32 protein-coding genes are annotated in these 26682 nt (G+C 60.2%); 8 read left to right on the top strand and 24 right to left on the bottom strand.

What is annotated here, in order from left to right:
- Positions 1 to 37 precede the first annotated feature (37 nt).
- Positions 38 to 619: a hypothetical protein gene (locus P0592_RS07020; protein ID WP_276273567.1), complete on the top strand. Its 582-nt coding sequence runs from the start codon at positions 38 to 40 to the stop codon at positions 617 to 619.
- A 37-nt stretch (positions 620 to 656) separates the two neighbouring features.
- On the opposite strand, the gene P0592_RS07015 is transcribed toward P0592_RS07020, so the two are convergent.
- The 14 genes from P0592_RS07015 to P0592_RS06950 all read right to left on the bottom strand — a co-directional run bounded on the left by P0592_RS07015 (position 657) and on the right by P0592_RS06950 (position 13810).
- A complete protein-coding gene (locus P0592_RS07015) occupies positions 657 to 2252 on the bottom strand; it encodes a glycosyltransferase family 2 protein (protein WP_276273566.1) in 1596 nt (531 codons plus the stop codon).
- Positions 2253 to 2469: 217 nt separating this feature from the next.
- Positions 2470 to 3069, bottom strand: a complete 600-nt coding sequence (locus P0592_RS07010; RefSeq protein WP_276273565.1) for an MPN domain-containing protein — start codon at positions 3067 to 3069, stop codon at positions 2470 to 2472.
- Positions 3070 to 3186: 117 nt separating this feature from the next.
- Entirely contained in the window at positions 3187 to 4119 is a 933-nt protein-coding gene (locus P0592_RS07005; RefSeq protein WP_276273564.1) for a hypothetical protein, read from the bottom strand.
- A gap of 328 nt (positions 4120 to 4447) precedes the next feature.
- Positions 4448 to 6415 carry a fusexin 1 gene (fsx1, locus tag P0592_RS07000; RefSeq protein ID WP_276273563.1) on the bottom strand — a complete coding sequence of 656 codons (1968 nt, stop codon included), beginning with the start codon at positions 6413 to 6415 and terminating at the stop codon, positions 4448 to 4450.
- Between the two features lie 289 nt (positions 6416 to 6704).
- Positions 6705 to 6998 (bottom strand): hypothetical protein, encoded by a 294-nt coding sequence (locus tag P0592_RS06995; protein WP_276273562.1) that lies wholly within the window; start codon positions 6996 to 6998, stop codon positions 6705 to 6707.
- 218 nt (positions 6999 to 7216) lie between these two features.
- Positions 7217 to 8410: an ATP-binding protein gene (locus P0592_RS06990; protein ID WP_276273561.1), complete on the bottom strand. Its 1194-nt coding sequence runs from the start codon at positions 8408 to 8410 to the stop codon at positions 7217 to 7219.
- A gap of 208 nt (positions 8411 to 8618) precedes the next feature.
- Entirely contained in the window at positions 8619 to 9035 is a 417-nt protein-coding gene (locus tag P0592_RS06985; protein WP_276273560.1) for a hypothetical protein, read from the bottom strand.
- 182 nt (positions 9036 to 9217) lie between these two features.
- The gene (locus P0592_RS06980; RefSeq protein ID WP_276273559.1) at positions 9218 to 9397 is read right to left on the bottom strand and encodes a hypothetical protein; all 180 of its coding nucleotides are present in this window, start codon (positions 9395 to 9397) and stop codon (positions 9218 to 9220) included.
- Positions 9394 to 9528: a hypothetical protein gene (locus P0592_RS06975; protein WP_276273558.1), complete on the bottom strand. Its 135-nt coding sequence runs from the start codon at positions 9526 to 9528 to the stop codon at positions 9394 to 9396. The genes P0592_RS06980 and P0592_RS06975 overlap by 4 nt, the downstream gene beginning before the upstream one ends.
- A 295-nt stretch (positions 9529 to 9823) precedes the next feature.
- Positions 9824 to 10762 (bottom strand): hypothetical protein, encoded by a 939-nt coding sequence (locus tag P0592_RS06970; protein WP_276273557.1) that lies wholly within the window; start codon positions 10760 to 10762, stop codon positions 9824 to 9826.
- A 14-nt stretch (positions 10763 to 10776) separates the two neighbouring features.
- Positions 10777 to 11337, bottom strand: a complete 561-nt coding sequence (locus P0592_RS06965) for a hypothetical protein (RefSeq protein ID WP_276273556.1) — start codon at positions 11335 to 11337, stop codon at positions 10777 to 10779.
- Between the two features lie 12 nt (positions 11338 to 11349).
- Positions 11350 to 13047: a hypothetical protein gene (locus P0592_RS06960; protein WP_276273555.1), complete on the bottom strand. Its 1698-nt coding sequence runs from the start codon at positions 13045 to 13047 to the stop codon at positions 11350 to 11352.
- Entirely contained in the window at positions 13044 to 13232 is a 189-nt protein-coding gene (locus tag P0592_RS06955) for a hypothetical protein (RefSeq protein WP_276273554.1), read from the bottom strand. Before P0592_RS06955 ends, P0592_RS06960 begins: the two co-directional genes overlap by 4 nt.
- A 38-nt stretch (positions 13233 to 13270) precedes the next feature.
- The gene (locus P0592_RS06950; protein ID WP_276273553.1) at positions 13271 to 13810 is read right to left on the bottom strand and encodes a hypothetical protein; all 540 of its coding nucleotides are present in this window, start codon (positions 13808 to 13810) and stop codon (positions 13271 to 13273) included.
- Positions 13811 to 14078: 268 nt separating this feature from the next.
- Here P0592_RS06950 and P0592_RS06945 point away from each other — a divergent pair, with 268 nt between their 5' ends.
- Positions 14079 to 14549: a DUF8104 domain-containing protein gene (locus P0592_RS06945; RefSeq protein ID WP_276273552.1), complete on the top strand. Its 471-nt coding sequence runs from the start codon at positions 14079 to 14081 to the stop codon at positions 14547 to 14549.
- A gap of 324 nt (positions 14550 to 14873) precedes the next feature.
- Here the strand turns inward: P0592_RS06945 and P0592_RS06940 are convergent, their stop codons facing one another.
- A complete protein-coding gene (locus P0592_RS06940; RefSeq protein ID WP_276273551.1) occupies positions 14874 to 16244 on the bottom strand; it encodes an aryl-sulfate sulfotransferase in 1371 nt (456 codons plus the stop codon).
- 329 nt (positions 16245 to 16573) lie between these two features.
- Between P0592_RS06940 and P0592_RS06935 the strand changes: the two genes are divergently transcribed.
- Positions 16574 to 17410 (top strand): hypothetical protein, encoded by an 837-nt coding sequence (locus P0592_RS06935; RefSeq protein WP_276273550.1) that lies wholly within the window; start codon positions 16574 to 16576, stop codon positions 17408 to 17410.
- 87 nt (positions 17411 to 17497) lie between these two features.
- Here P0592_RS06935 and P0592_RS06930 read toward each other — a convergent pair whose 3' ends face one another.
- Positions 17498 to 17713 carry a DUF8123 family protein gene (locus P0592_RS06930; protein ID WP_276273549.1) on the bottom strand — a complete coding sequence of 72 codons (216 nt, stop codon included), beginning with the start codon at positions 17711 to 17713 and terminating at the stop codon, positions 17498 to 17500.
- 55 nt (positions 17714 to 17768) lie between these two features.
- Complete coding sequence (locus P0592_RS06925) at positions 17769 to 18449, bottom strand: lipoyl protein ligase domain-containing protein (RefSeq protein ID WP_276273548.1); 681 nt, start codon at positions 18447 to 18449, stop codon at positions 17769 to 17771.
- 78 nt (positions 18450 to 18527) lie between these two features.
- On the opposite strand from P0592_RS06925, the gene P0592_RS06920 reads away from it, so the two are divergent.
- Positions 18528 to 19370 (top strand): DUF8155 domain-containing protein, encoded by an 843-nt coding sequence (locus P0592_RS06920; protein ID WP_276273547.1) that lies wholly within the window; start codon positions 18528 to 18530, stop codon positions 19368 to 19370.
- Here P0592_RS06920 and P0592_RS06915 read toward each other — a convergent pair.
- Genes P0592_RS06915 through P0592_RS06890 form a run of 6 tightly spaced genes read right to left on the bottom strand, consistent with a single transcriptional unit; the run spans position 19367 to position 21107 of the window.
- Positions 19367 to 19846 carry a DUF4385 family protein gene (locus P0592_RS06915; RefSeq protein ID WP_276273546.1) on the bottom strand — a complete coding sequence of 160 codons (480 nt, stop codon included), beginning with the start codon at positions 19844 to 19846 and terminating at the stop codon, positions 19367 to 19369. The genes P0592_RS06920 and P0592_RS06915 overlap by 4 nt on opposite strands.
- Complete coding sequence (locus P0592_RS06910; RefSeq protein ID WP_276273545.1) at positions 19843 to 20016, bottom strand: hypothetical protein; 174 nt, start codon at positions 20014 to 20016, stop codon at positions 19843 to 19845. The genes P0592_RS06915 and P0592_RS06910 overlap by 4 nt, the downstream gene beginning before the upstream one ends.
- The gene (locus tag P0592_RS06905) at positions 20013 to 20186 is read right to left on the bottom strand and encodes a hypothetical protein (protein WP_276273545.1); all 174 of its coding nucleotides are present in this window, start codon (positions 20184 to 20186) and stop codon (positions 20013 to 20015) included. Before P0592_RS06905 ends, P0592_RS06910 begins: the two co-directional genes overlap by 4 nt.
- Entirely contained in the window at positions 20183 to 20356 is a 174-nt protein-coding gene (locus P0592_RS06900; RefSeq protein WP_276273545.1) for a hypothetical protein, read from the bottom strand. The genes P0592_RS06905 and P0592_RS06900 overlap by 4 nt, the downstream gene beginning before the upstream one ends.
- Positions 20353 to 20526 carry a hypothetical protein gene (locus tag P0592_RS06895; protein WP_276273545.1) on the bottom strand — a complete coding sequence of 58 codons (174 nt, stop codon included), beginning with the start codon at positions 20524 to 20526 and terminating at the stop codon, positions 20353 to 20355. The genes P0592_RS06900 and P0592_RS06895 overlap by 4 nt, the downstream gene beginning before the upstream one ends.
- Positions 20527 to 20534: 8 nt before the next feature.
- Positions 20535 to 21107: a cysteine hydrolase family protein gene (locus tag P0592_RS06890; RefSeq protein ID WP_276273544.1), complete on the bottom strand. Its 573-nt coding sequence runs from the start codon at positions 21105 to 21107 to the stop codon at positions 20535 to 20537.
- An 80-nt stretch (positions 21108 to 21187) separates the two neighbouring features.
- On the opposite strand from P0592_RS06890, the gene P0592_RS06885 reads away from it, so the two are divergent.
- Both P0592_RS06885 and P0592_RS06880 read left to right on the top strand, forming a co-directional pair.
- Positions 21188 to 22666, top strand: a complete 1479-nt coding sequence (locus tag P0592_RS06885) for an Hvo_1808 family surface protein (RefSeq protein ID WP_276273543.1) — start codon at positions 21188 to 21190, stop codon at positions 22664 to 22666.
- The gene (locus tag P0592_RS06880) at positions 22659 to 23984 is read left to right on the top strand and encodes an Hvo_1808 family surface protein (RefSeq protein WP_276273542.1); all 1326 of its coding nucleotides are present in this window, start codon (positions 22659 to 22661) and stop codon (positions 23982 to 23984) included. Before P0592_RS06885 ends, P0592_RS06880 begins: the two co-directional genes overlap by 8 nt.
- 76 nt (positions 23985 to 24060) lie before the next feature.
- On the opposite strand, the gene P0592_RS06875 is transcribed toward P0592_RS06880, so the two are convergent.
- Positions 24061 to 24741 carry an IS6 family transposase gene (locus P0592_RS06875; protein ID WP_276272933.1) on the bottom strand — a complete coding sequence of 227 codons (681 nt, stop codon included), beginning with the start codon at positions 24739 to 24741 and terminating at the stop codon, positions 24061 to 24063.
- An 83-nt stretch (positions 24742 to 24824) separates the two neighbouring features.
- On the opposite strand from P0592_RS06875, the gene P0592_RS06870 reads away from it, so the two are divergent.
- Both P0592_RS06870 and P0592_RS06865 read left to right on the top strand, forming a co-directional pair.
- Positions 24825 to 25013: a hypothetical protein gene (locus P0592_RS06870; RefSeq protein ID WP_276273541.1), complete on the top strand. Its 189-nt coding sequence runs from the start codon at positions 24825 to 24827 to the stop codon at positions 25011 to 25013.
- A 185-nt stretch (positions 25014 to 25198) separates the two neighbouring features.
- On the top strand, positions 25199 to 26668 hold the full coding sequence (locus P0592_RS06865; RefSeq protein WP_276273540.1) for an ATP-binding protein: 1470 nt from the start codon (positions 25199 to 25201) through the stop codon (positions 26666 to 26668).
- The last annotated feature ends 14 nt before the right edge of the window (positions 26669 to 26682 follow it).

Genomic DNA, 26682 nt, shown 5'->3' with positions numbered 1-26682 from the left:
CTATCCTTTTCATAACCACGCTCAAAACAGCCGATATATGACCATCACCGCTGGGATCCTATTCAGGGAAGAACCCTACACAGGACTCGACGAGCTCAAAGAGGAGCGAATGGACAAAATCAGCAGCTCCCACCAGAACTCTGCTATTGACGAGATCCCGGATATCGAGGAAGACGAGTTCGTAGAAAGGACGATGAACGCTGTCGGCCTCAACATCCCATCCTTCGACTACGACAAACTACGGAAAGAGGAATACGGCTCACCGGGCAACGAGAGGCTGAGGGTGAAATTGCTGGTCAGCGGGAACGTCGATCTTCTCGAATACCCTCCTGAGACCGATTTCTCCCAAGTCGAAGTAGACGATGTGGATGGACACTGGCTGGAATGGAGGGTGTCGATTGAAGAGAAGACTGGGGACGAGGTAAGTCGGGAGATCGAGGAGAAGCTCGAGGAGCTGCAGGAAGGCCTTGACGCCCTCCGACCCAGGCTGGAAGAGGTGAACGATGAGCTCCGGGAACAGGCGAGAGAAGAATATCAGACCCGGATGGAGAAAACTCAACAGCATTCTGAGACGATTGAGAACATCGACGTCACTACACCGGACGAGAAAGAGGATTAGCAGGCCCTTCTCGAAAAGGAAAGAGAGAGAAGGTGGTTTAGACTCTGGCGAGTTGGATTCCGGATAGCCCGGCTAACCCGGCGAGGCCTGCTGCCGCCAGGACTTCTCCAAACCCGAGCATCGACAAACCAGTCCCGACCACACCGGTCAACAGGAACGCCACCGGCATCCACGCCAACACTCGGACCACGCGAGAGCTCTCTGAGTCACGGTTCCATAGAATCAAACCTGGTGCCAGGAGGAACGCTGATCCGACTGCCAGCAACGGCAAGTCATACAGCAGGCCTACCAGCGAAACGAAGACACCGGAAGCGACGGTGAACGGCATCGCCCGGATCTGATGGGAGACGTGGACTCCGTTCTCCTGCTTCGGAGTCGTATGGAAGAACGCATCACCGCCGCGGACTATCTCCACGATCTTCTTTACGGCAGTAGGAGCCAAGCTGCAGTACACAGCTGTACTGACAGCAAGGAACTTCGCCAACTGCAACGGTTTGTCCCTCATATCGATGAGGAAGGAGAGGACCGGGCTGACAAGGGTCGCCAACGTCATCGCATAGAAACCGGAGCTGAACTCGAGCTCCAAGCCGAGGCCGAACACGGCTGTCACACCGAGGATGTACGAGAGGAACAAGGTGGACAACGGCAGGTTCAAAACCGGGAAGGCGACATCCAGTTTCTCCGTGATCGAGGCCTTGCTCTTCAGGAAACGAGGCAGCTCCTCGACGATGTACTCTGTCGTCCCAGCGCTCCACTTGATATGCCGCTTCCACATCGCGTAGTAATCCTCCGGGAAGTCCTCGCCACAGACCACGTCTGCAGCGAACACGCCCTTGAATCCGTGTTCACGGATCCGGGTGGCAAACGCCAAGTCCTCAGAGACAAGCTCCGGGAAACCACCGATCTCCTCCCAGGCACTTCGTCGGAAAACGGTTCCGTGACCGAGGAACATAACGAAGCCGTACCTGTTCCGCTGAGGCATATAACGGTCCCAGTGAATATCGATGCCTTTGCCGAGCAGCTGTGCGAACCGGGAGTCCTGGTCGTTGGTGTCGTGATTGGCCTGGACAAAGCCGATGTCAGGCGTTGAGAAGTACCGGAGGATCTCGGAAAGAAACGTATCCAGTAGTCTTTCGTCGCTGTCGACGACGGCGAAGTACTCGGCGTCGACCTGCTGGACGGCGTTGTTCAATGCACCGGCTTTGAAGCCTTCCCTGTTGTCCCTGCGAATAACCTGGACACTGCTGTATTGCTGGGCGAACTCATCAACCCTTTCACGAAACTTCTGCTCGGTGCTGTCGTCCAGGATGTACAGAGGTGCGTCGAAGCCCTGCTCGACGCAGTCTTTCGCTGTCTCGACGTCGAAATCGTTGAACGTCGGAAGAAGGATCGCTGCATCCAACTCCTGCACCTGTTCTTCGTCGAGTTTCTCTGGTGTGGTCTGTGGCAGGTAGCCGAAGAGCTGGACCACGATGTTGTAGATCCCGTAAAGCCAGAAGATGGAGATCGAGGTGAGTAGGAATCCGACCACAGTCTTCCCGAGTGATCCGTTGATTGAGGCAACTATCTGCAGTGCTTCACCGCCGAAGAACACGATTGATACAAGCCACGTAGACAGGATTGTGGCGTACATCGCCGGGCTTTTCGCCTGACTGATGGCGTATCAAGCCCTGCTGAGTCTTGAGGACTGTTGACGGGTTTTAGAAGATTGTAGTTGAGGTCCGAGAAGTAGTTTGGTTCGTGTCATATACGGTTCGCCTCTTAGTGGGTGATGCGTCTACCTGAATGATCCATTGTATTAGTACATGTTTACCACTAGAACTTTTTAAAATCCAAGGCCAGGTACGGAATCAACCCGAGGCCTTGATCCCGATCTCTACGGGTTCGAACTCGTGGCCATCAGGCGTATCCACTATCTTCCAACACTTCAGGCCTCCAACCTCTCCCTCAAGCTGCACCACCTGATCATACATCAGACAACTCCAATCCAAGTCAGACTCCAAATCCTTGTCCTCCTCAGAAAGCCGTTGATTGAAATCTGGGTGCGTGTGGAGTATACCGTCAAAGGGAGCGGAGCTGAACAGCGTTGAGCATCTGCCAGCGACAGCATCGTGCTTCGACTTCGTGATATCATCCACAAGCCGTAGCCGAGTCACCTCCTTGTCCTCCACCTTCATACAGAACAAGCGCTCATCCGCAGCGTTGTAACCGATGCTAGCGGCACCAACATTATTCAGCTCTTCAATCTCTTCGGCGGGGAATGTCAAGACAGGTGCTTGGCCGTCATCAAACGCATCGAGGCCTTCACGCATCACAAAACGGGTCTGGGCATCGAAGTTAGAGTTAGTGTACATCGTATAGACGAATCCGCCGGATACCAGGACAGCTGCGAATCCGAGGTATATCCAGTCCTCTAACGTGACTTCGAGCAGCTTTGCGATTAGAGACATACAGAACTACTTCGACCTCTCGTACAACTGAAAATGAGGATCTACTACTTAAGAAAGAAAGGGAGAAAAAAGGAAAGGGAAGTTATTTTGGACGCAGGTGTTCAGAGACGGACACTTTTAGTTGAGCGTGATGCTCGAAGTGACCATCGAAACACCGGTGTCCTGAGCAGGTGTAGCTGCGTTCTCGACGCCCCACTTGACTTCGTTTCCTTCGATGTATGGAGCAGAGTCGAGGACTGCGAACTCCAGGCTCTCGCCGGAAGTACCGTCAGCATCTGCCTTCAAGACAATAGCGCCTGACTTCTCTTTCTCGTAAGCTGTGAGCAGTGGTTCCTTGTCTTCTGTTGCTGGATATACTGCGTAGGCCTTGTCGAATCTGTCAGGTGCAGAGTTTGGCATTGCTATCTTCTCTGCGTTAGGCATTGAGACCTTGCTCAGGTTGGAGCCATCCACTTTGTTGACGAGGACAACCTTTGGGTTGTATGCTCTGTCGTCGACGTTGACGCCGACCTGCATACCGTCCAGGGTTACTCTCTCATCAGCGGATAGATCTACGGATGAAACGGTGTTCCCGTTCGGTCCGAAGAACGTCACGCCGACGTTGGACGGAGATACTCCTTGCCAGACCTTGATGTTGACAAGCTCGCTGACTTGGTCAACGAATTTCTCCTTGACAACTCCGTAGTCGTAGGTACTGTCGAATGCAGTTACCTTTGCTGTGGTTCCTGTTACGAACTCAGTGTAGCTTGCTCTGCTGTCTGCGCCTGCGGATGCACTTCCTAAGTCGTATGTTTCGCTGTCACCGATCCTCCAGGCGTGGGCAGTTGTTGCTACCTGATTGTTTGAGTCTGAGGTCTGGGAGAATGCTGCGATGGAGACTGTTGCTTCATCTCCGGTTGCTACGTTAGGACCAGGGTTTGAGCCGTTATCTGCTGGATCTGAATTTGCTGAACTCATAAACGGCAGGTTGCCTGTGGCACCTCCAACGACGAGGGCTCCGAGAACGAATGCTACGGATATTCCTCCGATAAGCTGTTTTCCAGTAGCCATGTGTAATTTGTCACCTCCTGCGGTGTAGGGTCAGACAGAGACAGGATCAACTGGAGAACAGGCTTCCGACCCAAATAATTCAGAAGTGCTATCGGAGTCGCCGCTGCCAGGCGTATGTGGTTCACTCCGGTTCTCAAATGGCCGGCTCCAGGCCATCGAACCAGAGCGTTCGTGATACTGGCCCTGTGACAGATCCGAATAGCTGAGGTCGAAACCTTCTCCAGGCAGATCCCGTATTTGTTCTCTGCCTGCCTTTGAGGGATTTTGGGAAAAAGGATACATTCCTATCTACGAATTGAAAACTACTGCTTATAAAACCCGGTAGAGGTCAAAGTTCGATGTCCGGAGTACTGGCACTCACATACAGATAACCCACTACAAGGAATCCCAGTACCGTGGCCGCGAGCCCTAACGGATCCGTCACCAACTGATACACTCCTATCGCGATCATTCCTCCGCCGAGAAGACCGATCACCAGCCTAACGTGGGAATCCTTGACCGGGATGAACTCTGTCGCCAGTCCGTCAACAAGTTTACCGAGCTTGATCCCAACCAAAGTGAATCCGCCGAGGAAAGTGATGAATGTCACGAACACTTGGAACCAGTTCAACGCATTCGCGTCACCGCTCAGGATATTCCCGAAAGCATTCAGAGGATTACTCAGCTGAGTACTGGTACCTGGAACAGTGAACCGTTTACCGAACAGGCCTCCACTGGAAGTTGTCGTACCGGGCTTTCTGCACTGGTACTGGACATCGTCGTTGATGTAGACAGCCTCCAATTCTCCTGTACAGGTATCCTGCTTCTGAATTTTGAGACCGTTCGGACAACTGTAGATGACGTCGTTACCATCCTTCTGCTTCACAATCTCCTTGCCTTGGGTACACTCTGACTGCTGCGTGGCCTCAACCGAGACACTGGTCGAAACCTCGTTACCAGCACCAGTATCCTCCACAGTGATACTGCACTGCCCACTGTACTGGGCTTGAGTCATACTTGTCGAGGTGAATGTGACCCGGAAGCTGTAGGAAACAGTCTCACCAGGAGCAACCGTCTTCGTGTTCTGAAGAGCATCCGCCTGGAAGTACTGACTACAGCTGCCAGCACGGGCCGAGAAACTGCCTTCAGCCTGACCGACGTTCTTCACATCGACAGAGATCCTGCCGTTGCTGAGCTCTCCGAAACTTGCTCCGTCACTGGAGATGATCTTCGGCTTTCCGACAGGCTTCGAGACGGAGATGTATCCGCTCTCGCCTGCATCGACGTAGACATTGAACTCGGGGTAGGCCAAGCTGCGATCCATATCGACTTTGAACGCTCCACTCTGGAAGCTCGAGTCCAAGACCTCTGCATTGGCAAGAGGTGAACTGCTGTACTTCTGCTGGGCGTTCTCAGCCTTCCCGTTCATCTGGCTCTCAATGTAGCTCTCGGAAGCTGCTCCTGAAGCCCAGTCCTGTAGAAGATTAGGACCCGAGTTCGCAACGTAGCTCCAGTAATTGTTGTATCTTCTCTCGCTGATGATCCTCCAACCGTTCTCGTAGTTGTTCCCGTGGAGGGCCAGTTCGTCGTCGACGAGCGGAGGGTTCTCACCGGTTTCGAGGTTGCCTTGCCACTTCACCTTCGCATACCGGCCAAGGTTTGAGACGACACCTGATCCGCCGTCCCCATTTGTAATTATGGCTGTCTGCGGATTCTTGTTTCCGGCCTGCAGCCTCCACTCAGTGCGGAAGATTTCGTCAGGTGAACCTATATCCGCGACAGCTCCGTAGTATCCATTCTTCCTGAAACAGTAGATATCATACTTGTAGGTTCCACTCCAGTAGTCGTACCACCTGTTTCCGTAGGCCTCGACGTCGGTTGTTCCCCATCCGTCGACTGTGTAGGTCTGTGCGTCGTTCAGGTCGGCACAGTTCGAGGTAACCCAGTTCCACAGTTTTTCTTTGGAACTGACTGTAGTACTGATTCCGTCCCAGCCGTAGATCTTGTCCAACCCGGTGTCCTGTGCCGGGTATCGAGCGTAGGTATTCTGGTGAGAAACACTCAACGTCAGATCTTCTTCTGCGGTTGCACCGGTCCTGCTCTCAATTTCACTGGATCCGAGATATACGTCGATTTCATCGGTCGCAAAGTTCGAGACGTAACCGGCCTGGAGAACTTCTCCGTCGAAGAACTCGCTGTTGCTCTTGTACTTAACACTGTCAACGGACGTGGTACCCGCAGCTGCTAACGAAGTAAACAGTAGAAGAGAAACTGCTGCTATTGAGGCCTTCCAACCGTTATCCACTCGTGATTTCACCTACGCATTCGGCCTCCTGATACAGGGTGCCGTTGATGATTTTGAAGGAGGCACTGGAAGGTATCGAGACACCTCTCTCTGAGGCGTAGTCTCTGAGCTGTTTTTCTGAGTCGAAGGTCTGGTTGTTCTGCTGGATCTTGTGCCAGCACCCGTCCTCTGTAGTTACAACACTGCTCAGAGGGCCAAGATTGAGTGCAGAGCCGATAACCAACGCTCCAAGAACTAAGACTGCAATCCCTGAAACTACCTTGAATGCTGTCGAGCCTTTCCGTCTACTATTGATTCTGTATCACCCTGCTTTGATATCGATTATTTTCTTGACTGCTACCAGACCGAATCCGACGAAGATGCCGTTCGTGATCGCGGCGAACAGCCGTTGAAGACCTGTACTTGGTGTGGGGACTGCGAAAAAGTAGAATCCGGATGCAGCCAGGACCAATGCACCTGTTACGTACAGACTTCGGATGACCGGTACTCGTGCTGGGACCCTGTCGATGCTCAACAGAGCAGCTACGATGTAGGCAGCTGCAACTGTTGCCTCGGGGTTCTGGAAAGCCAGCTGTATGATCGAGTCGAGTACCACTTCAGTCGTTCACCGGCCACGAGTCTATGACTGAGGTATCGGTGCTGCCACAGCCGTCTTCACGGGTTTTGTAGTGACGGTTAGGTGCGGAGCGATCATCCTTTGGATCTGTTCTGTATTCTTCTCCGCATCCTCTGCACTGGACCAGGCATCGATACTTCTCAGCCATTTTATCTAATTAGGAATGTGGAGATACTACTTAAAAAACCGGCAGACGGCTACCCGGTATGCCTGACCAACGGGCTGTAGAACTGTACTACAGGACAGTCCTCGACGCCGTCGTGCTTCTCCGGGTTCACATACAAGAACTCGTACTGATTCAGGTCGTTGATCTTCTTCCTCCACTTCTCCTTATCGCCCTGTCCGTACAGGTTAGTCGAGTTCAACGCTTTTCTCCAATCCACCGGGTTCAGGCCTTCTCCGATGAACATATGCGTCGTGTCGCCCACGAAATCGTAGGGATCTGAGCTCTGCGGGTACGGCAGTTTGGATGGACGCTGCGTGCTGAGGATCGTTGCTACATCCGCCTGACGTCCAGCGATATCGAGGATTTTCTGGAAGTACCTCTTGACGAGGTCGCCAGTGTCTCGGCCAGCAACTTCGTGGAACTCATCCCCATAAAGTATGAATGGGCCTTCGATATTCCCCCGCCTGACTTCCTTAATGAAGTTCCTCATCAGTACCGCGACGTAGAACTGGAACTTCTCTTCATCGCCGTAGGTGTAGTTGTCGTAATGCTTGAGACTGAGAGATACGACCGCTCTCTTCTCCTCGAGCTCGTGGTTCTTCAACTCGTGTTCGCCCTTGTCTTCTTTCCAAACGTATTCGCCGCAGTCGTGGCATTCCCAGCACTCGATGTAGTTGAACGGGTTCTTCCTCAGGTGCGAGGCGAGGATCTTGCTGTTCTCCAAGCTGTTCAACGTCCTCTTGATCGGGCCTTTGAGATTGTCCGCGTAGTCGATCTCAACGTTGTCCAGCTTGGCTTTCAGCGAGGTGAAGTTCTCGTCCTCTATGTTGAGATCTCCAAGCAGGTTGTCGAAGACCTGTTTCTGTGGTTCGCTGTTGAAATCGAGCAGGAACATCAGGTCAGATTTCGTGATGTCCTCGAAACCGAGTGTGAACTGCTCGATGTAGGACGGTTTCCCGTTCTGGTAATCCTCGACGAGGAACTTCGGCTGGAACAGTTTCCGGGGGATGGCGTGAGGTTCCTCACCTTCTACCAAGCCCATCGTTTCGATCATCTGCTTTGAGGCTCCGCCGGCGTAGGAGATTGACTGGAAGTCATTCTTGACGTCAGAGAAGTGGATGGGAGTCCAGCCGTCGTCGTAAGCTGTGGAGACAATCCGTTTCCCCGCTACTGTCTTTCCACGCCCTGTGGGAGCTACAAGCAGTATCCTCGTTGTATCCGTCAACTCGATATTGACGGTGTCTCCAGACTCGACCTCGTAGGCGATCGGAAGCCTGCCGTTGTAGTCGACATCGATTTCTTCTTCCTCTTGACTGTACTTCCGATATTTGTCTGCTCCTGCCTGGATCGCATGTTCGAAAAGTCCTATCAGGTATCACCCTAGTATTGAATAATTGCCATTAACTCCTTTTAAAAGATGTTTGAAGAGGATATCAGTTTCCCTCGGATGAGGCCTCTTCCCGAGGCGGTCCCTGATTAATCTCGATTTTGTTCCCTCTACCAGACTCCTTCCGCTTCGCTGTGACGCCTTCTGCTTGCAGCCAGCTGTATTTTCCTTTGAACGGGTTGATTCTGCCTTCCGGGTCGTGGATGTCTCCGCTGTACTTCCTGATTTGGTCGTCTGAGAGATCGTAGATGTACGCGAGTATCTCACGCTTCTTCGTGTTTCGCGGCCTTCCGATTATCCCGTACATCAAGTGTTTCTCACCGTCGACCCTCACCCATCTGGAGTCAGTGTGGAAATCCCGGTTATCGTCGTGTGTCTTATCCAAGTTGAGAGGCCTGTAACCAGAGGCCTTCAGCACTTTCTTGTTCAGCTTTTTCGGAGCCTCCACCGGTTTGACCTTCACAGTCTTCCGATCAGAGTCGAACCCGAAGGCCTCCTGATCCCAGTTGTAGTAAGCTACAGCCCCTCCGACTATCGTTGATAGTCCGAAAATCCAGCTCCAGGGAATCAGCCCTGTGTAGAAGTTGCCGAGTAGGAAGAGGAAGATTGCTGCTGCGTAGATTTTGGCGTCTTTCAGTCTGATAGCTATATCACCTGTGGCAGTGTTACGAGGATGAAATATCCGGCTCCGGCACCGAGCAGTGTGAAGACGAAGTAGCCTACGAGAGGTCCTCCGTGCTTGAGGCCTCTGATCAGGCCTGCTGCTTGTACGATTAGGAAGACTGCAAATGCGATTAGGAGATGGGTCTGAGCAATTTCGATCATAGTATCTTCTTTATGAACTTGTTCTCGAATATCGATTCGATTGGAGGGTTTCCGCCGAATTTGTAGACGTTGACTCTTCCTTCTCCGTATTCCTGGTATATCTCGTGGACCAGCCTTTCTTCGTCTATCACTGGTTTTCCGTTCTCTACCGAGTAGATCTGGATAGGTGCCTCGTCTACCGGTCCCTTGTACTTTGTAACGTCCTTGATGTACTTTCCTTGGACCGGTTCCGTACCTGCTTCGTATTCCGCTACCCTGTAACGGTGGTTCTGGAAGCTGCTGCTGTCTGTATAATCAACAGTGGTTGTCCTTTTTACTAGTTTCTCGGGCAGGTCGTCGTATTTGACGTCCTTCTGCGCCCTGTTGTCCCGCAGCTTTCGAATTATCAGTACCAGACCAGATCACCAGAGTGGAAGAGAGAGAGGGTTAGATGCCCTCGATTCTCTGTCCGAAGTTTTCGAAGCCTTTCTTCTGGATGTTCGTGACCTGTCCCTTCAGGATGTGCTCCTGTTTCCCCAGTTCGTCCGCATACCACTCTAGATCTTGTCCCGGGTTTTCGTCAACCAGTTCGTAGAGATCTTCCTGTAAACTGGTGAGGTCGCTCAGATCCTTCTCCTGATCCTCGGTTTGATCCTTAGACTGGGTTGTATCAGTCTGGTTTATCGACACCTGCTGTTGCTCAGTATCTACCGAAGCTGACGTCGAGCCTGTTGCTGGATTCGACTCAGGCGTGTTGATCTGACCGGCAGCAGATTCCAAGGCTTCGGCAGCCTCCTTCATATTCTTAGAGACCTCGACGTGGTTCTCAGTCAGTTCCTCTTCGAGACTCTCGACTGATTCAGTTATTTCGTCAACCATGTCCCGACTCATAGTCTGGAACTGATTCTGGCTCTCGTTCACGTACTTCTTGGTCATCTCCATAACTTTGGACTCGTCCTGCCTCATCTGCTGCAGATCGATAGCGTCACTCAGCAGGTCATCCTGATCCTTGTAGACCTTCAACGCCAACGCAAGGCGGGAAACCAGCTGCCGATAGTGCCGGTTAACTTCTAACGCATCTTCCCAGTCATCCACGTCAACAGCGTTCCTATCCAAGTTTGTCTGGAAGTCTTCTTCTTTCCGCCGTTGCTCCAAGTCTTCGTATTTCTCTAAAGCTAAATCTGCCTTCGTCGACGCCGCGTCCTCAATCTGGCTGGCGTGGCTTCGACGTCGATCAAGGATATCTCGCAGATTGTACTTGTTGACGCTTCCCTGGTCGAGCTCGCTTTCCGTCTTCGACTTTAGGTCTTTCGCAGCCTTGTCCAGATCCTGTTTTTCAAGTATCTTATCTGTGATCTCGTCGTCTTCGTCGTCGAATAGTCCCACTTAGGAGGTCACCTTTAGATTGCATCTTCGAGGGCTACGTCGCTGCAGCTTGGACAGTAGCCGTCGTTGTTCTTCCACCGTGATTTTGGATTCGTACTGTTACAGTCAGGGCACTCGATGCCGCTGGAACTCGAAGACTGAGCTGCTTCCTTCTTCTCCAACTCTTCACGTTCCTCACGCAGCACATCAGCTTCTTTCGAAACAGTTCCAAGCAGCTTCTCTTTCTCCTGAATCTCACCTTCGAGCCTGCTGATCTCATCTTTCAGATCTTCGTTCATCCGATATCCGATAGTCCGCTTGAACTCTTCTTCAGTCAAGCCAGGGATATCCTTCGTAGGCCTGAGGATCATCACTCGGAAGCCGGCATCTGTCCGGTACTCCTCGATGTTCTTCTCCTCATCAAGAGCGTAGGGGAATGTCTTGGGCCTTGAGAAGATTTCTGAGCCCTTGGTTCCCATAGGCCTGATTTTAGGTTTTACCCGTTCAGGGTATTCGTCCGGCCTTTCCATTTCACCGGTGTGGCCGCCGAAGTATTCGCCGAAAAAGAGGTCGATTACCAGTGGTTCTTTTGCCATAGTATAATTTAGTCACCCGAAGATACCGCCCTCATCATCGTCTCCTCCGAGGAAATCTGTTGAAAGTAGATCTGTGGTTTTGAGACGTGTGTAGTACCAGGAAGGTGCGACTCTGCGCTCCCAGAGGAATGCTCCCCAGCCGAGTACGGCGATGAAGAGGAAGACCTTTCCCCAGTCTGCGTTGTCCGCAGCTTTCTCTTTCAGCCTCTGTTTCTCGTTCTCCCGGAAGTCTTCGGTCTCCTCTTGGACTTGTTCCGGTATGAAGACTCGAGTACTCTGCTTGAGATTCGAGCCTATCGGCACCGTATCCGCGGAGATGAAGTAAGAGACTCTCCACCCTGCTTTCTCACAGCTGTCGCTGTTTACAGGGCTGTAAGTAACGTTCCGGTCGAACACTGTGATTATCTCTTTCTTTGGAACCTTGCACTGCAGGTACTGGCCGTTGAACCGGACATCGTCGATTGGTACGTGTTGTTTGACGCCCTCGAAGCTGAGCCGTCCATCGAATCTCTCCGGCACGTTGCCGTACACCTTGAGGTAGACTGGAGTAGGGCCTTCAACCGTCACTGAATGGTTCTCGTTCCTCAGGAACTTCTCGCCGTTCCGGGTCTTGATCGCCAGGTTCCACGTCTCGTTAGGGCTTTGCAGTGGCTGACTGAAGGATTCAAGCGTGATCTCGACCGGAGTCTCACGTTCTACCTTCCCAATCTTCTCGACGATTTCTGACTCAACCCTGTAGTTCTGAAGCGAAACGGAGCTATTGACTTCGACAGCGTCGATCTCCTCAACTGAGTACTTCGAGGTGAAGTTGGCTCTGTTTCCTGCGCCGTCGACGACGTAGCCGTCAACGTAGAACGTCCCCGGACTCTCTGCGGGAGGTCTGGCCGCCCATTTCTGAGTATTTTCTATCTTCGTGAAGGACAGGGTCTCTATCGTCTTGTTCACTGTCTCAGTCGTGTTGCCGGACTGGACCTGGGTTTCGTTGAGGACCTCAGCTTTAACCGCAGATATGTTGAGATTGTCCGAGGCCTTCACCGTGAAGTTCTCCGGGAAGGTCGCGGTGAAGCTCGGTGTCTCCACGTCCTGAATTGCTGGCGTGACGTTGTCCTTGAACTGGAGACGGACAGGTACCTGCTGAGAATTATTGTATGACCCGTTCAACTGCAGTGTCCCGTTGTACAGTCCATATTCTGTTGTCTCTCGGACGTTGTACTGCAGTACGACTGAGGAGTTGATGTCGGGATAGACCGTGACCTGGTCAGTTACCTGGAGATATTTCGAGACGTTACCGTTGAGAGAGACATCGATTGTTGTATTGGTGTTTCCAGTGAGGGAGATGGTCTGTCCGGTGAGCTTGCCAGAAGTTCCGACGTTGATCGTGTCCTCGATCTTGTCAGGAGTCAAGCTCCAGTTGACGTAGGGAAGTACGCGGACTGTGAAGTTATGACTGTAATTGTTCTCCAGCTCTACCCTTCCGTCGTAGACACCTGCCGGGATTGAGAGAGGGATATCCGATACGAGGGAATTGTTCTCCGTACGGACCGGGAACGAGAATGTATTAGTTGAGACGTTCGAGCCGTTGACTGTACTGTTTGTGGCCAGCACAGTCTTGTTCGCAGGGTTTGCTTGAATCTCGTTAGTATGCGTGGCTGCTGCAAGGCCTGAAAGCAGTAGAAGTAGAGATGCAGCTATTGTCGTCTTGTGTTTCATTCGAAATCATCCTCGTCAGGTCCGTTGAGTAGCTTTTTCAGATCGTCTTTGCGGATGATGGCTACTTCTTCTCCCTTCTCGAAGTCGGAGTCTGCTGGGACTGTGACCAGTTTTTGATTGTTGTAGTCTCTCTCCCAAATCTCCATCGTTTCTATTTCGAAGGGGAGCAGGAAGCTATCCTCCATTACTATTAGATTAGTGGTAAGTCACCACTTTTAAAGGACTATCCCGTCGAGTTCGGCAACTGCCCAGCCGAAAAGTTCGTCACGTTAGATGCGTTCCCAGGATCCATCAACGGATTCAATCTCTGAACCTCGAATAGATCCACCACGTTGGTCAAGGCCTTCAGCGTGCCAGCATCGGGAAGCCAGCCCGTCACCGCAAACACGATAGCGAAGTAATTCATCGCGATCAATCCCCAGACGAGAAGCGGAGACACGTCCGGATCGAACCACGCAGCCACGATGTACGCCGCTTTGAAATACCAGAGAACGTGGGCAGCAGCACCTACCGCCGTAATCAGCAAGGTCAGATACTCCCATCCGTGAGCCATCGGAACCTGCTGAAGCACAGAGACCAAGATTTGAATACTCTCTCCGAGCTGCACAGCGTAGGAGACAACGACAGGCTTCACAGCCCCAGTTTGAACTGCTTCACGTAACGCAGCCCTGTGCTCCCAGACAAGAACAGAGCCGAGTGTAAGCCAGCTCCAGAAACCCATATTCGAGGAAAACAAGGTCCTGGTCCGTGCGAAGGCCTTCACCACTGCAAACTTCCCAAGCTGGAAAACAGTGAACAAGCCCTTCAGCAGTTTGAGCAGGAAGTAGAGAAAGGTTCTAAACGCGATACCTGAGTCACCCGTAGATATAGCTGCAGACCGAGCACTGGATTTGCTGATTGCAGGATTGAAGATCGTCGACAGAGAGTTGGACTATTTCGTCGCATCTACAGCAGGATCTGAAGCTGATCGGATTTTGGTGAGCTATCACAAAGCCACTCCTCAAGTATAGTTAACTTTTCAGCACTTTAAAATGGTAGACGGGATAGGGTTCTTAACTCCTCTTCAGGTTATTCTCGGTATGCCGGGCTATCTTGACTACGACGTCCCAGACTCTGTCGACTACGATATCTACTCACAGTCATCCTGGGACGAGATTGACGGCTTCCTCGAACAAAGCATCCACAACGAGAAAGAGCGATTGGAACAGCAACTGGAACAAATCTACCGGCAGCTCGACGAAAGGGAAGAGATTCACGAAGAGAAGATAGAATCAATCGAGTCAGAGATCTTCCGACAGAAAGAACGCCTGGATACCGCCGAGAGAAGACCCGGCAACGACGATGTCCAGGTCCGCCAACGATTGAAGGAACTCTACCAAGAGAAACGGAAAGCCAAGGAAGCAGTGTGGCAGGACAAACAGAATCTTCTACAAGAGAAACGCAGCTTGGTCCGAGAACTCCGAGAACTTGAGGAAAGCCGTGGATTAGAGGAACTTCTATGAGAGTCCTTCCACACTTGGAACTCGGTGAAATAGATTCAATGCCCCGCACCAGATTAGTAATACAGGTCAATCTTTGGGGACGCTTCCCCGGTATTTTATCCCAGAAGACGCCTTATCCGTAGAACAGGTAGAGCCGATCTGTAAACCCCTAATCGGGGGACGGAAGCCGAATCCTATACCAGGATCCCATCAAGACCATATTTAAACCAACGAAATTTCCCTTCGCTGGGACACGGTCGAGGATTCGTCCTTGGTAAGGACGAGAGCCCGGGTTCAAATCCCGGCCTAGGCTCTCCTCGGATCTCGACCGTTCCGGTCGAAGGGTCACTCCCGTTCGTCAGACGCGGCGACCGGCCACACGAACCGCCAGTTCGACCGACGCAACTCCAGCAGCGCGAGCACCCCCAGATCGAGCAGCGCCGCCCCGAGCAGCGGGACGTGCCACCAGTACAGCCCCGGTGGGAGCACGAAGGTGAGTCCGTTCCGCACCGACTCGGGAACGACCTGTCGGACGAACGCGCCCGCAGTCGCGAGTGCGCCCCGCTGGCCCTGGTCCGACGCGCGGTCGAGCACCGGACCGCGGGATGCGAGTCCCGCGCGTGTGGCATTCGGTCCGCCCGCGCTCTCGGGCCCGGTCGAGAGGCGTTCGGCCTCGTACGGTAGCCCCACCTCGACGGACCAGACGACGGCCCCCGACTCGTTGACCTCGAGGACCCGGTCGCCGTTGGTGTCGGTGATCAGCGTGTGTCCGTTCGGGAGGCGGTCGGCGTCCCGGGGCCACCGGAGCCGCTGGTCCCGCCAGTGCCAGGTCCGACGCCACTCACCGTCGCGCCGGCGGTACTCGACGACGCGGTCGTTCTCGGAGTCCGCGACGAGGACCGACGGCGACGCTCCGGGGAGGTAGTCCGGATTGTGCTGTTCGTAGAGCACGTCGTGCCGACCGTCGCTCCCGAGGGTCTGCCGGTCGAGGAGCGTGCCGTTCCGTGCCAGGAAGACGACGCTGTCCTGGTTCCTGAGGCTGACCATAAGCCTGCCGTCCGGGAGCACCTCCACGTCGTTGATGTGCGTCCAGTCCTCCGGGAAGGGACCGCCGCTGCCGAGTGGATAGTCCCGCTGGGCCCGCCAGGTCCAGACCCGGACCTGCCGCTCCGTGTCGTAGACGAACACCTCGTCCCGGTACACGTCGGCGACGACGATTCGCGACTCGTCGATGCGGTCGATGTCGTGGACGCGGGTGTTGGCCTTGCCGGGCGTGACTCGCGACCAGAGCACGCGTGCCCCTCCAGTCGTGAAGTTCTCCCTGACGAAGACCTCTCGCGTGCAGGAGCCGTTGTCGTTACAGTCCGGGTGCGAGATATAGTCGGCCGCGACGTACTCCACCGTCTCGGACCGGCCCGGAACCGGGTCGACGTCGAAGTACGTGTCCCACCGGTCGTCGACGTAGACTGGCGTCCCGTCCGGTGCTAGGACGATCAGCTCTGCGCTCGGATACGACGCGCTGAACTCCTGGGTCGTGATCACCGTGTAGCCGGCCCGGTCCGGACCGCTCACCTCGCCCGCCCGCTTGACCTCGGGTGACTCCGTGGCCCCGACCTGCGCCGAGACGAACGCGGCGACCGGCACGGCGAGCAACACGAGGAAGACGGTCACGAGTGTCGCCCGGACGACGCTGTGTGAGGGGCGGGGCACACGCATCACGACACCGACTTCCCGGCCCGACTACAAGATTAGATGGCTCCTACACCACCGGTCGGAGGCGCATACGAGCGTGCCGTCGAGGGCGTTCGAAGCGGTGTGGCGGGGACCGACACTCGACCGCCCGGCTGGCGCGGATCGCGGGACCGAGAGGGATGTCCGACGGAGCGTCGTCCCCCCAGCGGCCGACGCCCGGTGTGGTGGCCGTGTCGGTGACCCGGCCGCGAGCACCGGGGTCGGGCGGGCGACGGCCGAGCGCCAACCCTCGCAAGCCGGGCCAGACAGCCGAAAAGTAATCATTAAACCGCGCGACGACCGACCGTCAGGATATGCAACGACGAGCCGCGGCGGCGTACTTCGCGTTCTTCCTCGTCATCAGCGCCGCTGCCTACGCGTACATCGGCGTCGCAGAGAGTCAGCGGCCCGAGGTCCAGCTGGAGGCGACGGCGGAGCTGGAGAACGAGAGCACGTTCACCGTCGACGGCGTCACCTACACGGCCTCGAACGTCGGGACGGGCGGTGACTCGCCGGTGGCGGACCTCTCCTGGACCAACGAGTCCGCGCGGTACACGGCGACCTTGGAGGACAACAGCACGACGACGCTGGAGAACACTACCTATCGGATCAGCACCAACAACACGACGAACACGGTGACGCTCCGCCAGGAGTTCAACGTCACGCGCCTCCTCCAGCAGGACAGCGCCGTCGAGAACTCGCTGGCCCAGCAGAACGGCACGCAGTACGTCGTCTACCGCGAGAACGACACGCTGCGCCCGCTGGCCGAGTGGCTCCCCGAACCGGAGACGCGGACGTACCCGATCTCGAGCGTCTACCCGTACCAGACCGACGGCGGCGTCCAGCAGACCACGCTCGTCTCGGTCGGCGACGCCAGCGCGACCGTCGAGTGGACGGCCCCGCGTGACCGCACCGTCGAGCTGAGCGAGGGCGGGAACGTCACGCTCCAGGGCCAGCAGTTCTTCGCGCACTTCCCGGCCAACGACACGGTCGAGATCGTCAGCGTCGACCACTACGACACCTACCTGGAACAGCGCGACCGCATCGACTACTTCCAGGAACGGGTGAACGGCCTGTGGGGCGTCTCCATCCTCAGCGGCATCGCGGCCGTCCTCCTGCTCGGGATGGCGTACCTGCCGACGCGCGGCTGAACTCGGGCGTCGACCGTCCGGTCCACCGGGCGGACCGGCGAGGAGTGCGCGGCCGTGGTTCTGCGATCCGTCTCGTTCGGTCGGTTCCTACTGGTTCGCCGTCCAGGACAGGTACGCCAGCGCAGCGCCGAGGACGGCCATCAGGACGGAGCCGACGACCTCGATACCGGCGGTGACGACGCTGGCCTGTGTCGTCCACGGAGCCCCGACGACGGTACCGAGGGCCGCGAGGACGAGGAAGGTGCCGGCAGCGACGCCGATGGGCTCGTACGGTTCCTCGAAGCGGTCGGTGAGCGCGTTCATACTGAGCCGCTCGGGAGACAGCGGGGTAAATCAACCGGTCCGGAGCGGCGAGTCCTCACCCGACGGTCTCGGTCGTCTCGACCGGCCGCTCGCCCACGAGTGCGCGTTCGAGGGCGTCGACGACGTGCTCGGGGTCGTCCGGGCCGCCGGCCCGCGCGACGCTCCCGACCGTCGCGGGGTCGAACTGGACCCCCAGCGCGTCGTACACGGGCGCGAGGACGGCCCCGACGGCGTCGTGGTCGCGGACGAGGACGATCCCGGCGGTGAGCGCGGCGTCCTGCCGGACCCGCTGTGCGAGACCGGCGACCTTGCCGCCGGCCCGCAGCGAGTGCGTGCCGGGGCAGAACGACTCGGGCGGTTCGCCCTCGCGGGCGTCGACGCCGCAGTCGGCCAGCGCGGCCTCGACGGCGGCGGCGACGCGGTCGTAGCGGGCGTCGATGGAGTCGCGGCCGTCGTCGACGGGTTCGGCGAGGGCGAACGCGACCGTCGAGCCGGTGTAGGCGACGGCGCGGCCGCCGACGCTGCGCTCGAGGACGGCGTACCCCCGTTCGGCCGCTGCGGCCCGGGCGTCGTCGTAGCCGTCGGCCCGCCGGTCCCGCCGGCCGAAGGCGACCTGTCGGTGGGGCGTCCAGACCCGCAACGCGGGGACGCCCTCGGCGGCCACCCGGTCGACCAGTTCGCGGGTCCGGGCGTAGTCGCGCTCGTGGTCGCTCGCCCGGCCACGGAGGAGTCGCATACCCGGCGTAGGGCCGACAGAGAGAAGTGCGTTGTGCGCGCCGACAGCCACATCCCCGACCGCCACCAAGGAGCGGCGATGGCAGTCACCGTCCCGCGGGACGTGCTCCACCGCTACTACCGCTTCTCCCTGTACAACTCGCCGTTCGACGCCCACGACGAGGGGTGTGCGATCGACCTCTACCCGGCCGGCGATCGGACGCCGTCGCCGGTGGCCGGCGAGGTGCTCGACACGAAGCGGGTGCGTGCGCCGCCGAGACCCTACGCCGCCGACCACGACCACCTGCTGCTCGTCGACACCGGCGACCACGTCGCGCGGCTGCTCCACGTCGATCCGGCGGTCGAGCCCGGGGACGCCGTCGCGGTCGGCGACGACCTGGGCGAGCTGGTCCGCGCGGGCTTCTTCGCGCCGTGGGTCCCCAACCACGTCCACCTGGGCTTTCGCGAGCCGGACGCGAACCCCTACCGGGCGGCGGGGTCGGTCCCCGTCGAACCGGGCGTCGACGTCGAGCCGCTGTCGTGGGACGGGACCGGCACCGTCGTCGAGACCGGCGAGACCTGGGCGCGGCTGGACAGCCCCGCCCACCCTGCGCCGGGAGACCGGTTCGCCGGCGTGGCGACCGACGACGGCGGAGGCGTCCTCGACGGCGGCCTCCCGCACTACGAGTGGGGCGGGCTGCTGGGCGGGAGCGGGAGGGACGGCGGCGGAGCCACCGGACGGCCGGTCACCGTCGCCGGCCGGCGGGTCGGCACCGCCGACGGGCGGACCGTCGCCTGGGGCGACGTGACGGTGCGGGCGAACGGCGACCCGGTGACGGGGCTGGCGCTGTTCTGCTCGCGGGACGACGCCGGCGTGAAGGTCGTCGGCGAGGCCGTCGACCTCGCGGTCGGCGAGACCGTGACCGTCGCGATCGAGCGTTAGCCCTGGCCGTACCGCTCGCGGTGGCGCTGCTTCGCGCGGTCGTAGGCGTCGTCCGCGCGCACGCGGTCGAGGTGGAACCGGTAGATCCGCGAGATACGGCGCTTCTCCGGGTCGTACCACCGCTGAGGGGCGCGCTCCTCGCCGTCCTCGTACTTTTGCCCGCCGGGATACTTCGCGTACCGCAGCGCCCGCGTCCACCCCATCTGGAGGTACTTCCGGGCCATGTCCATCCCGACGAACTCCTCGTCGGCGCGGTACTCGCGGTAGCGGTCGTGGATGGTCTGCGCGCCCTCGGCGGCCGCTTCGGGGTCCGAGACCGTCCAGTGGGGGAGCAGTTCGCCCTTGTAGGGCTCGATCTTGAACGCGCCGCGCTCGTCGGGCGTGTGGCGGTACCGCTCGGGGTGGGCGCGGAAGTCGAGGTCGTACTCGGGGCCGTCGTCGACCTCGTCGAGTTCGCCGCGGACCGGGTCGCTCATCCTTCGCCTCCGGCCGCGAGCGGAGCGAGCGGCCGTCTTTTCGCCCACGTTTTTCGGCGAGCGGTGCCCGCAGCGAGCGACGCGAGCGAGGACACCCGACGCCGAAAAAGGTGGTCGTACTCGGGGCCGTCGTCGACCTCGTCGAGTTCGCCGCGGACCGGGTCGCTCATCCTTCGCCTCCGGCCGCGAGCGGAGCGAGCGGCCGTCTTTTCGCCCACGTTTTTCGGCGAGCGGTGCCCGCAGCGAGCGACGCGAGCGAGGACACCCGACGCCGAAAAAGGTGGTCGTACTCGGGGCCGTCGTCGACCTCGTCGAGTTCGCCGCGGACCGGGTCGCTCATCCTTCGCCTCCGGCCGCGAGCGGAGCGAGCGGCCGTCTTTTCGCCCACGTTTTTCGGCGAGCGGTGCCCGCAGCGAGCGACGCGAGCGAGGACACCCGACGCCGAAAAAGGTGGTCGTACTCGGGGCCGTCGTCGACCTCGTCGAGTTCGCCGCGGACCGGGTCGCTCATCCTTCGCCTCCGGCCGCGAGCGGAGCGAGCGGCCGTCTTTTCGCCCACGTTTTTCGGCGAGCGGTGCCCGCAGCGAGCGACGCGAGCGAGGACACCCGACGCCGAAAAAGGTGGTCGTACTCGGGGCCGTCGTCGACCTCGTCGAGTTCGCCGCGGACCGGGTCGCTCATCGGTCCGTTCAGGCGAACCCGATCGCGTCGCGCTCGGTCACCTCGCCGAACAGCCAGTCGGCGTGGTCGAGCGCGTACTCCCTGTGGTCCCCCTCGATGAAGCCGACGGCGTCCTCGACCAGTACCGGCCGGTAGTCCCGCAGGCCGGCGCTGGCGGCGGTGTGGAGTACGCAGACGTTCGCGAGCGTTCCACAGACCACCAGGTCGTCGATGCCGTGGGCCGAGAGCCAGCCGTCGAGCTGGGTCTCGTGGAAGGCGTCGTAGGTGTGTTTGACGACGACCAGCTCCTCCTCCCGGGGCGTCAGTTCGTCCACGAGGTCGGCCTCCCAGGAGCCCTCGACGACGTGTTCCCCCCAGCGCTCGAACTCGTCGTAGTAGTGGGCGTCGTCGAACTGCTCGGGCGGGTGGATGTCGCGGGTGAAGACGACGCTCGCGCCGGCGTCGCGGGCGCGGTCGACCAGGCCGCTCACGGGGTCGATGGCCGCCTCGCTGTCGGGCGCGTAGAGGCTCCCCTCGGGGTGACAGAAGCCGTTCTGCATGTCCACCACGACGACGGCGGTGCGGTCGGGGTCGAGTTCCATATCCGGTCGTTGGGCCGCGGGCCCCTCGAACCTTACTCCCGGCGTGGGGCTTTTCCCCGCGCTTCCCCTCCGTCGAGGCGATGCGACACGAGTGGGCCGTCGCGGCGGTCGCCGCGCTGTGTCTCCTGTCGGGCTGTCAGACCCTCCCCGCACCGGGGCCCGACCACGACGCCGGAGCGACGCCGACCGTCGACGAGACGGTCGAACTCGACGTCGAGACGCCGGCCACGACGGAGGCGACGCCGGCGGGGGCCGGGGACGCGCCGCCGGACCCCGCCACGGACCGACTGGGCTGGGAGGCCGGCTACTGGCACAACGAGACGCTGTCGGTGACGACCGAGGACGGCCTGAACGAGAGCGAGCGGCGAGCCGTCGTGAGCCGAGCGATGGCCCGGGTCGAGGTGGTCCGGCGGCTGGAGTTCGCGGAGCGAGTCCCCGTCGAGACGGTCAGTCGGGAACGGTTCCGCGAAAACCGGGGCGGGACGGTGAGCGCGGCGACCAGGCGGTTCGACGACGCGAAGTTCGAGGCGCTGTTCCTGATCGGCGAGGACCGGGACGCCGTCGCGGTCCAGGAGTCGACCCTCGGCGAGAGCGTGCTGGGCTACTACAGCCCCCGGCGGGACGCCATCGTCCTCGTCACCGACACCGAGACCCCGAGCGTCGACGAGTCGACGCTGGCCCACGAGCTGGTCCACGCGCTCCAGGACCAGCGGTTCGGCCTGCGGAGCGACGCCCGGACCCGCGACGCGGTCCAGGGCCGCAACGGCCTCGTCGAGGGCGACGCGGTGGCGACGACGGCCGACTACACCGAGCGCTGTGGCGCGTCGTGGTCGTGTCTCTCGGGCGGGGCCGGCGCGAGCGCGGGCGGCGGCGACCGCCACTTCGGGCTCTCTTTCCTCCTGTACTTCCCGTACAGCGACGGCGCGGGGCTGGTGGCCGACCTCCGCGACCGCGGCGGGTGGGCGGCCGTGAACGACGCCTACGGCGAGGTGCCAGACGGCGCTCGGGAGGTCACGAACCCCGGGGACTACCCCGAGTGGGAGCCACGCGAGGTCGAACTGTCCGACCGGTCCAGCGACGAGTGGGAGCGGGTCCGTCCACCGGGTCGCCCCGACTACGGCGTCGTCGGCCCCTCGGCCATCGCGGCGACGATGGCGTACACGATCGCCGACGACTACAACGGCTCGGCCGTCGTCCAGCGGCGGGCGGTGTTCGACTACGCCGCCGGCGGCGGGCTGGCCGAGACCGACCCCTACGACTACACGCTGCCGGGGACCGCGGGCTGGGACGGCGGCCGGCTCCACGTCTACACGAACGGGACGGCGACGGCCTCCGTCTGGCGGACCGGCTGGGACTCGCCGGCCGCGGCGGCGGCCTTCGCCGCGGCGTGGGGCGACGTGCTGGGTCACTGGGGCGGCCGGCGGGTCGGCGAGCACACCTGGACGCTCGCCGGCGACAGCCCATACGCGGGTGCCGTCGCCGTCCGGGTCGAGGGTGACACCGTAACTGTCGTCAACGCGCCGTCCCAAGGGGGGCTATCGGAGATCCATAATGCGTAGGGAACTACTGTTGGCGTCGCTGGTCGTCCTCGCCGGCTGTGCCGTGCCCTCCTTCGGCGGGAGCGACCACCCGGCGGAGCCGATGGGCGAGGACGCCATCGGCTGGGAGAACGGCTACTGGTACGACGACCCGGTGAACGTCACCACCGAGGACGGCCTGAACGAGAGCGAGCGGGAGGCGGTCAGTGCCCGGACGATGGCCCGCGTCGAGCACATCCGCGACCGGGAGTTCACGGAGACGGTCCCGGTCGAGGTCATCTCGCGGGCGGAGTACCGAAACCGCTCGCGGGGGAGCAACGGGAGCGGCGGCCCGCCACAGGACCCCTGGAACGACCAGGTGTGGGAGGCGCTGTTGCTCATCGGCGAGGACGCCGGCAGCAGCGAGGCCATCTCCAGCACGCTCTCGACGAGCGTCCAGGGTTACTACTCGCCGAGCCGGGACGAGATCGTCGTCGTCAGCCCGACGGAGACGCCGCTGGTCGACCGGGCGACGCTGGCCCACGAGCTGGTCCACGCGCTCCAGGACCAGCAGTTCGGGCTCAACGGCTCCGCCGAGACGCAGGACCGACAGCTCGCCCGCGACGGGCTGATCGAGGGCGAGGCCAACTACGTCCAGGCGCTGTACGAGCGGCGGTGTGGCGACCAGTGGCGCTGCGTCGACCGGCCCGACCGGAGCGGCGGCGGTGGCGGCACCGTCCAGTATCCGGGCCTGTTCACCGTCCTGCTCCAGCCCTACGCGACCGGGCCGGCGTTCGTCGACCACCTGTACGAGAGCGGTGGCTGGTCGGCCGTCGACGCCGCCCACGAGCAGTTCCCCGACAGCAGCGAGCAGGTCATCCACCCCGATCGCTACCCGGACGACGACCCGGTGAACGTCACCGTCCCCGACCGCTCGAACGGCGAGTGGGAGCGGTTCGACCACGACCCGGTGGCCGACACCGTCGGCGAGGCCTCGATCTTCGCGACGATGTACCACAACGACCGGACGGACGCCTCGCGGTACTCCTACCGGAGCGAGCCGTCGGTGGGGTGGGCCGGCGACTCCGTCGTCCCCTACCGGAACGGGTCGGGCGGCTACGGCTACGTCTGGGTCAGCGAGTGGGACAGCGGGACGGATGCCCGCGAGTTCGCGAGCGCCTACCGGGCCGCGCTGGTCGAGGAACACGGCGCGAGCCGGCGGGCGGGGAACGTCTACGTGGTTCCCGCGTCCAGTTCCTTCGAGGACGCCTTCCGGATCACCCGCTCCGGGACGCGGGTCCGCATCGTCAACGCGCCTACCGTGGACCAGCTAGACGGCGTCCACGCGCCGCCCGGCTGAGCACGCTCGGTATCCCTCCGTCCGCCTCCGGAGCGGAACGGACATCTCATAGACAGATTCATATAGGAGGCACTGTCTAGTTCTGGACCTCCTCAGCAGGAGTGCGTCCATCTAACGCTTGATTCGGCCGATGTCGGTTGTAGTAGTGTCTGAAGCGTCTGAGCCAGCGTGTCGCGCTGGCCTGACTGCCCCGCCAGTACGAATGGAAGCGGGTGAGCCGCATTGCGAGGGTCTGAAACCATTTCTCGATGTAGTTTCGGTCGTGGTAGTCGAGCCACCCGCTCAAATCGTGACGAGAGAGGGCAGTCAGGTAGCCGCCAGCATCAACCAGAAACACCGTCTCGTCGACATCGTGTTTCTCGGTGAGGCGGTGGAGGAACGCCGCCGCAGGATCGGTGCCGCGGCGGCTGTAGACATCGACGTCCAGGAGCAGTTTTGAGTTGGTGTCGATCGCAGCGAACAGCCAGTGTTTCTCGCCATCGATCTCAATCTGTGTTTCGTCGACCGCGACAAACGTCGGCGAAATCCTTGGCGGGTCGCTCTGTGTCTCGGCCAGCGTCTCCTTCCAATTCCAAATCGCTTGATGGCAGCGATCGACACCCAGCCAGCCCAAAACAGCCTCGACTTCACGCAACGACAACCCCATTGAGTGAAGTCGAACCGCGAAACAGCGCACGGGTGTCGGCGTGCGCTCGTTCTCCCAAGCGTCTTGATTCTCTATCTCTAACTCCTCTTTGAGGAGGTTTGCGAGTTGCATGGACACTTCTCGCTACAACCTCCTCGCTCCTCAATCTCTCAACTAGACAGTGCCATATAGGACAGAATACACTATCCGGACGAATGACACCAGTCTCCGAGCGACGGGCACCCGAGGGCGAGTCGCCCCACGTCTGTCCGCTCTGTACCCACGCCGAGGAGGAACAGCGGGACCTGTACGTCCACCTGCAGGTGACCCACCGGAAGAGCGAACTGAGCGAGGCGCTCATCGAGGCGGCGGCCGGCGACGACGGACCGCCGTCCGGGCGCTGACAGACGTTTAGCTCGGGAACACCGCTTCGAGCGGAACTGAGTCGGTTTGGCACTAGTGTTTTACCCCTACCCCACCGAGTGGAGACGATGGAACACCAGTCGCCTGCTCGACGGTCGCCGGTTACTGGCCAGCGCGTACGGGGTAGCGTGACCGCCGCGTCACCGGCGGTGACGGGAGCGTAAGCTTGTCGGATCGACAGGAGCTCGGCGTCGGAGCGGTCGTCGCGGTCGTCGGCCTCGCCGTCGCGGGCCTGGCCGCGGTCGACGTCTACGTCGACGCCGTCCAGCAGGGCGACCCGCTCTGGACGACGGCGCTGGAGAACACGCTGTCGCTCGGCGTCGCGGCGGCGCTGGTCGGAACCGCCGCGTGGCTCTGGACGCGGGCGACAGAGCGGCAGGCCCGCCGGATGGGGGCGTGGGCCGGCGTCGCCGTCGCCGCCGTCGGTCTCACGGCGCTGCTGGTCCTCGGCAGCCAGTCGCTGCAGTCCCGGTTCAAGCCGATCCCGCTGGCGACCACGATCGCCGGACTGACCGTCGTCGCGGGCCTCCTCGTGGGCTGGTACGACGCCGCACGGCTCGACAGCATGCGGATCGTCAAGCGCGAGCGGGACAAGTTCGCCGCGCTGTTCGAGAACGTCCCGAACCCCGTGATCGGCGTGAAGTTCGTCGGCGAGGAGGTCCACGTCGAGATGGTCAACCCCGCCTTCGAGGAGGTGTTCGACCACTCGGCGTCGGACCTCGCCGGGCGCGACCTCAGGACGGTCCTGCGGCCGCCGGGCGAGGAACCGGAGCGGGTCGACGGCGGGGTCCGGTCCGGTCGGTCGCACCCCCCCTCCGACGACGACGACGGCGGCGAGTGGACCGAGACGGCGATCACGCTGGAGACGGCCTACGGCCAGCGGGAGTTCGTCCGCGTGACCGCGCCCGCCCAGCAGGCTCCCGACACCGAGGAGTACGCCTACTACGTCGACGTGACGGACCGGAAACAGCGCCGCGAACGGCTACAGGTCCTCTCGCGGACGCTCCGACACGACATCCGCAATCGGATGGACGTTGCCCACGGCACCGCCGAGGTCCTGGAGGCGGAGCTGGACGACGAGCAGGAGTCGCTGGCCCGGCAGATCCAGACCGCTGTCACGGACCTCCAGCGGATCAGCGAACAGACCCGCGAGGTCGAACACGTCGTCTCCGGCGAGTACGACGCGCACCCGGCGGACCTGTCGGCGACGGTGACGGAGTGTGTCGCCGCGGTTCGGACGGCCCACCCGACGGCGTCGATCTCGGTCGAGCTGCCCGATCTCCCGGCCGTCAGAGCCACCGACGGGCTCGCCGTCGCCGTCGAGAACGTCCTCGAGAACGCGATCGAACACAACGACAGCGAGGAGCCGGCCGTCGAGGTCACCGCCTCGGTGACCGACGACGGCGACTACGTCGCCCTCCGGGTGGCCGACGACGGCCCGGGGATCCCCGACCGCGAGATCGAGCTCCTCCAGGGGGAGCGGGACCGCACGCAGTTAGAACACACCAGCGGGCTCGGCCTCTGGGAGGCCACGTGGGTCCTCCGGGACCTCGGCGGGGCGATCGAGTTCGCGGACGGTCGCCCGCGCGGGACCGTCGTCACGATCCGGATCCCGGTCGCCGAGGAACACGAGTGACGGCGGCCGCGTGG

This window comes from Haloarcula litorea (assembly GCF_029338195.1).
In the GTDB taxonomy this organism is placed as follows: Archaea; Halobacteriota; Halobacteria; order Halobacteriales; family Haloarculaceae; genus Haloarcula; species Haloarcula litorea.
Note: the sequence above shows the minus strand (reverse complement) of the source record. Positions and strands in the feature narration are given on the sequence as shown.

Excerpts from the sequence above, each read along its gene's own strand:
- P0592_RS06945 (WP_276273552.1), top strand. The coding sequence starts at position 14,079 with ATGGTAGACGGGATAGGGTTCTTAACTCCTCTTCAGGTTATTCTCGGT.
- P0592_RS06875 (WP_276272933.1), bottom strand. The coding sequence starts at position 24,741 with ATGCAACTCGCAAACCTCCTCAAAGAGGAGTTAGAGATAGAGAATCAA.
- P0592_RS06920 (WP_276273547.1), top strand. The coding sequence starts at position 18,528 with ATGGCAGTCACCGTCCCGCGGGACGTGCTCCACCGCTACTACCGCTTC.
- P0592_RS06890 (WP_276273544.1), bottom strand. The coding sequence starts at position 21,107 with ATGGAACTCGACCCCGACCGCACCGCCGTCGTCGTGGTGGACATGCAG.
- P0592_RS06900 (WP_276273545.1), bottom strand. The coding sequence starts at position 20,356 with ATGAGCGACCCGGTCCGCGGCGAACTCGACGAGGTCGACGACGGCCCC.
- P0592_RS06925 (WP_276273548.1), bottom strand. The coding sequence starts at position 18,449 with ATGCGACTCCTCCGTGGCCGGGCGAGCGACCACGAGCGCGACTACGCC.
- P0592_RS06895 (WP_276273545.1), bottom strand. The coding sequence starts at position 20,526 with ATGAGCGACCCGGTCCGCGGCGAACTCGACGAGGTCGACGACGGCCCC.
- P0592_RS07010 (WP_276273565.1), bottom strand. The coding sequence starts at position 3,069 with ATGTCTCTAATCGCAAAGCTGCTCGAAGTCACGTTAGAGGACTGGATA.
- P0592_RS07020 (WP_276273567.1), top strand. The coding sequence starts at position 38 with ATGACCATCACCGCTGGGATCCTATTCAGGGAAGAACCCTACACAGGA.
- P0592_RS06955 (WP_276273554.1), bottom strand. The coding sequence starts at position 13,232 with ATGGAGGATAGCTTCCTGCTCCCCTTCGAAATAGAAACGATGGAGATT.
- P0592_RS06905 (WP_276273545.1), bottom strand. The coding sequence starts at position 20,186 with ATGAGCGACCCGGTCCGCGGCGAACTCGACGAGGTCGACGACGGCCCC.
- P0592_RS06910 (WP_276273545.1), bottom strand. The coding sequence starts at position 20,016 with ATGAGCGACCCGGTCCGCGGCGAACTCGACGAGGTCGACGACGGCCCC.
- P0592_RS07015 (WP_276273566.1), bottom strand. The coding sequence starts at position 2,252 with ATGTACGCCACAATCCTGTCTACGTGGCTTGTATCAATCGTGTTCTTC.
- P0592_RS06960 (WP_276273555.1), bottom strand. The coding sequence starts at position 13,047 with ATGAAACACAAGACGACAATAGCTGCATCTCTACTTCTACTGCTTTCA.
- P0592_RS06885 (WP_276273543.1), top strand. The coding sequence starts at position 21,188 with ATGCGACACGAGTGGGCCGTCGCGGCGGTCGCCGCGCTGTGTCTCCTG.
- P0592_RS06980 (WP_276273559.1), bottom strand. The coding sequence starts at position 9,397 with ATGATCGAAATTGCTCAGACCCATCTCCTAATCGCATTTGCAGTCTTC.
- P0592_RS06965 (WP_276273556.1), bottom strand. The coding sequence starts at position 11,337 with ATGGCAAAAGAACCACTGGTAATCGACCTCTTTTTCGGCGAATACTTC.
- P0592_RS06880 (WP_276273542.1), top strand. The coding sequence starts at position 22,659 with ATGCGTAGGGAACTACTGTTGGCGTCGCTGGTCGTCCTCGCCGGCTGT.
- P0592_RS06940 (WP_276273551.1), bottom strand. The coding sequence starts at position 16,244 with ATGCGTGTGCCCCGCCCCTCACACAGCGTCGTCCGGGCGACACTCGTG.
- P0592_RS06915 (WP_276273546.1), bottom strand. The coding sequence starts at position 19,846 with ATGAGCGACCCGGTCCGCGGCGAACTCGACGAGGTCGACGACGGCCCC.
- P0592_RS06935 (WP_276273550.1), top strand. The coding sequence starts at position 16,574 with ATGCAACGACGAGCCGCGGCGGCGTACTTCGCGTTCTTCCTCGTCATC.
- P0592_RS07005 (WP_276273564.1), bottom strand. The coding sequence starts at position 4,119 with ATGGCTACTGGAAAACAGCTTATCGGAGGAATATCCGTAGCATTCGTT.
- P0592_RS06870 (WP_276273541.1), top strand. The coding sequence starts at position 24,825 with ATGACACCAGTCTCCGAGCGACGGGCACCCGAGGGCGAGTCGCCCCAC.
- P0592_RS06930 (WP_276273549.1), bottom strand. The coding sequence starts at position 17,713 with ATGAACGCGCTCACCGACCGCTTCGAGGAACCGTACGAGCCCATCGGC.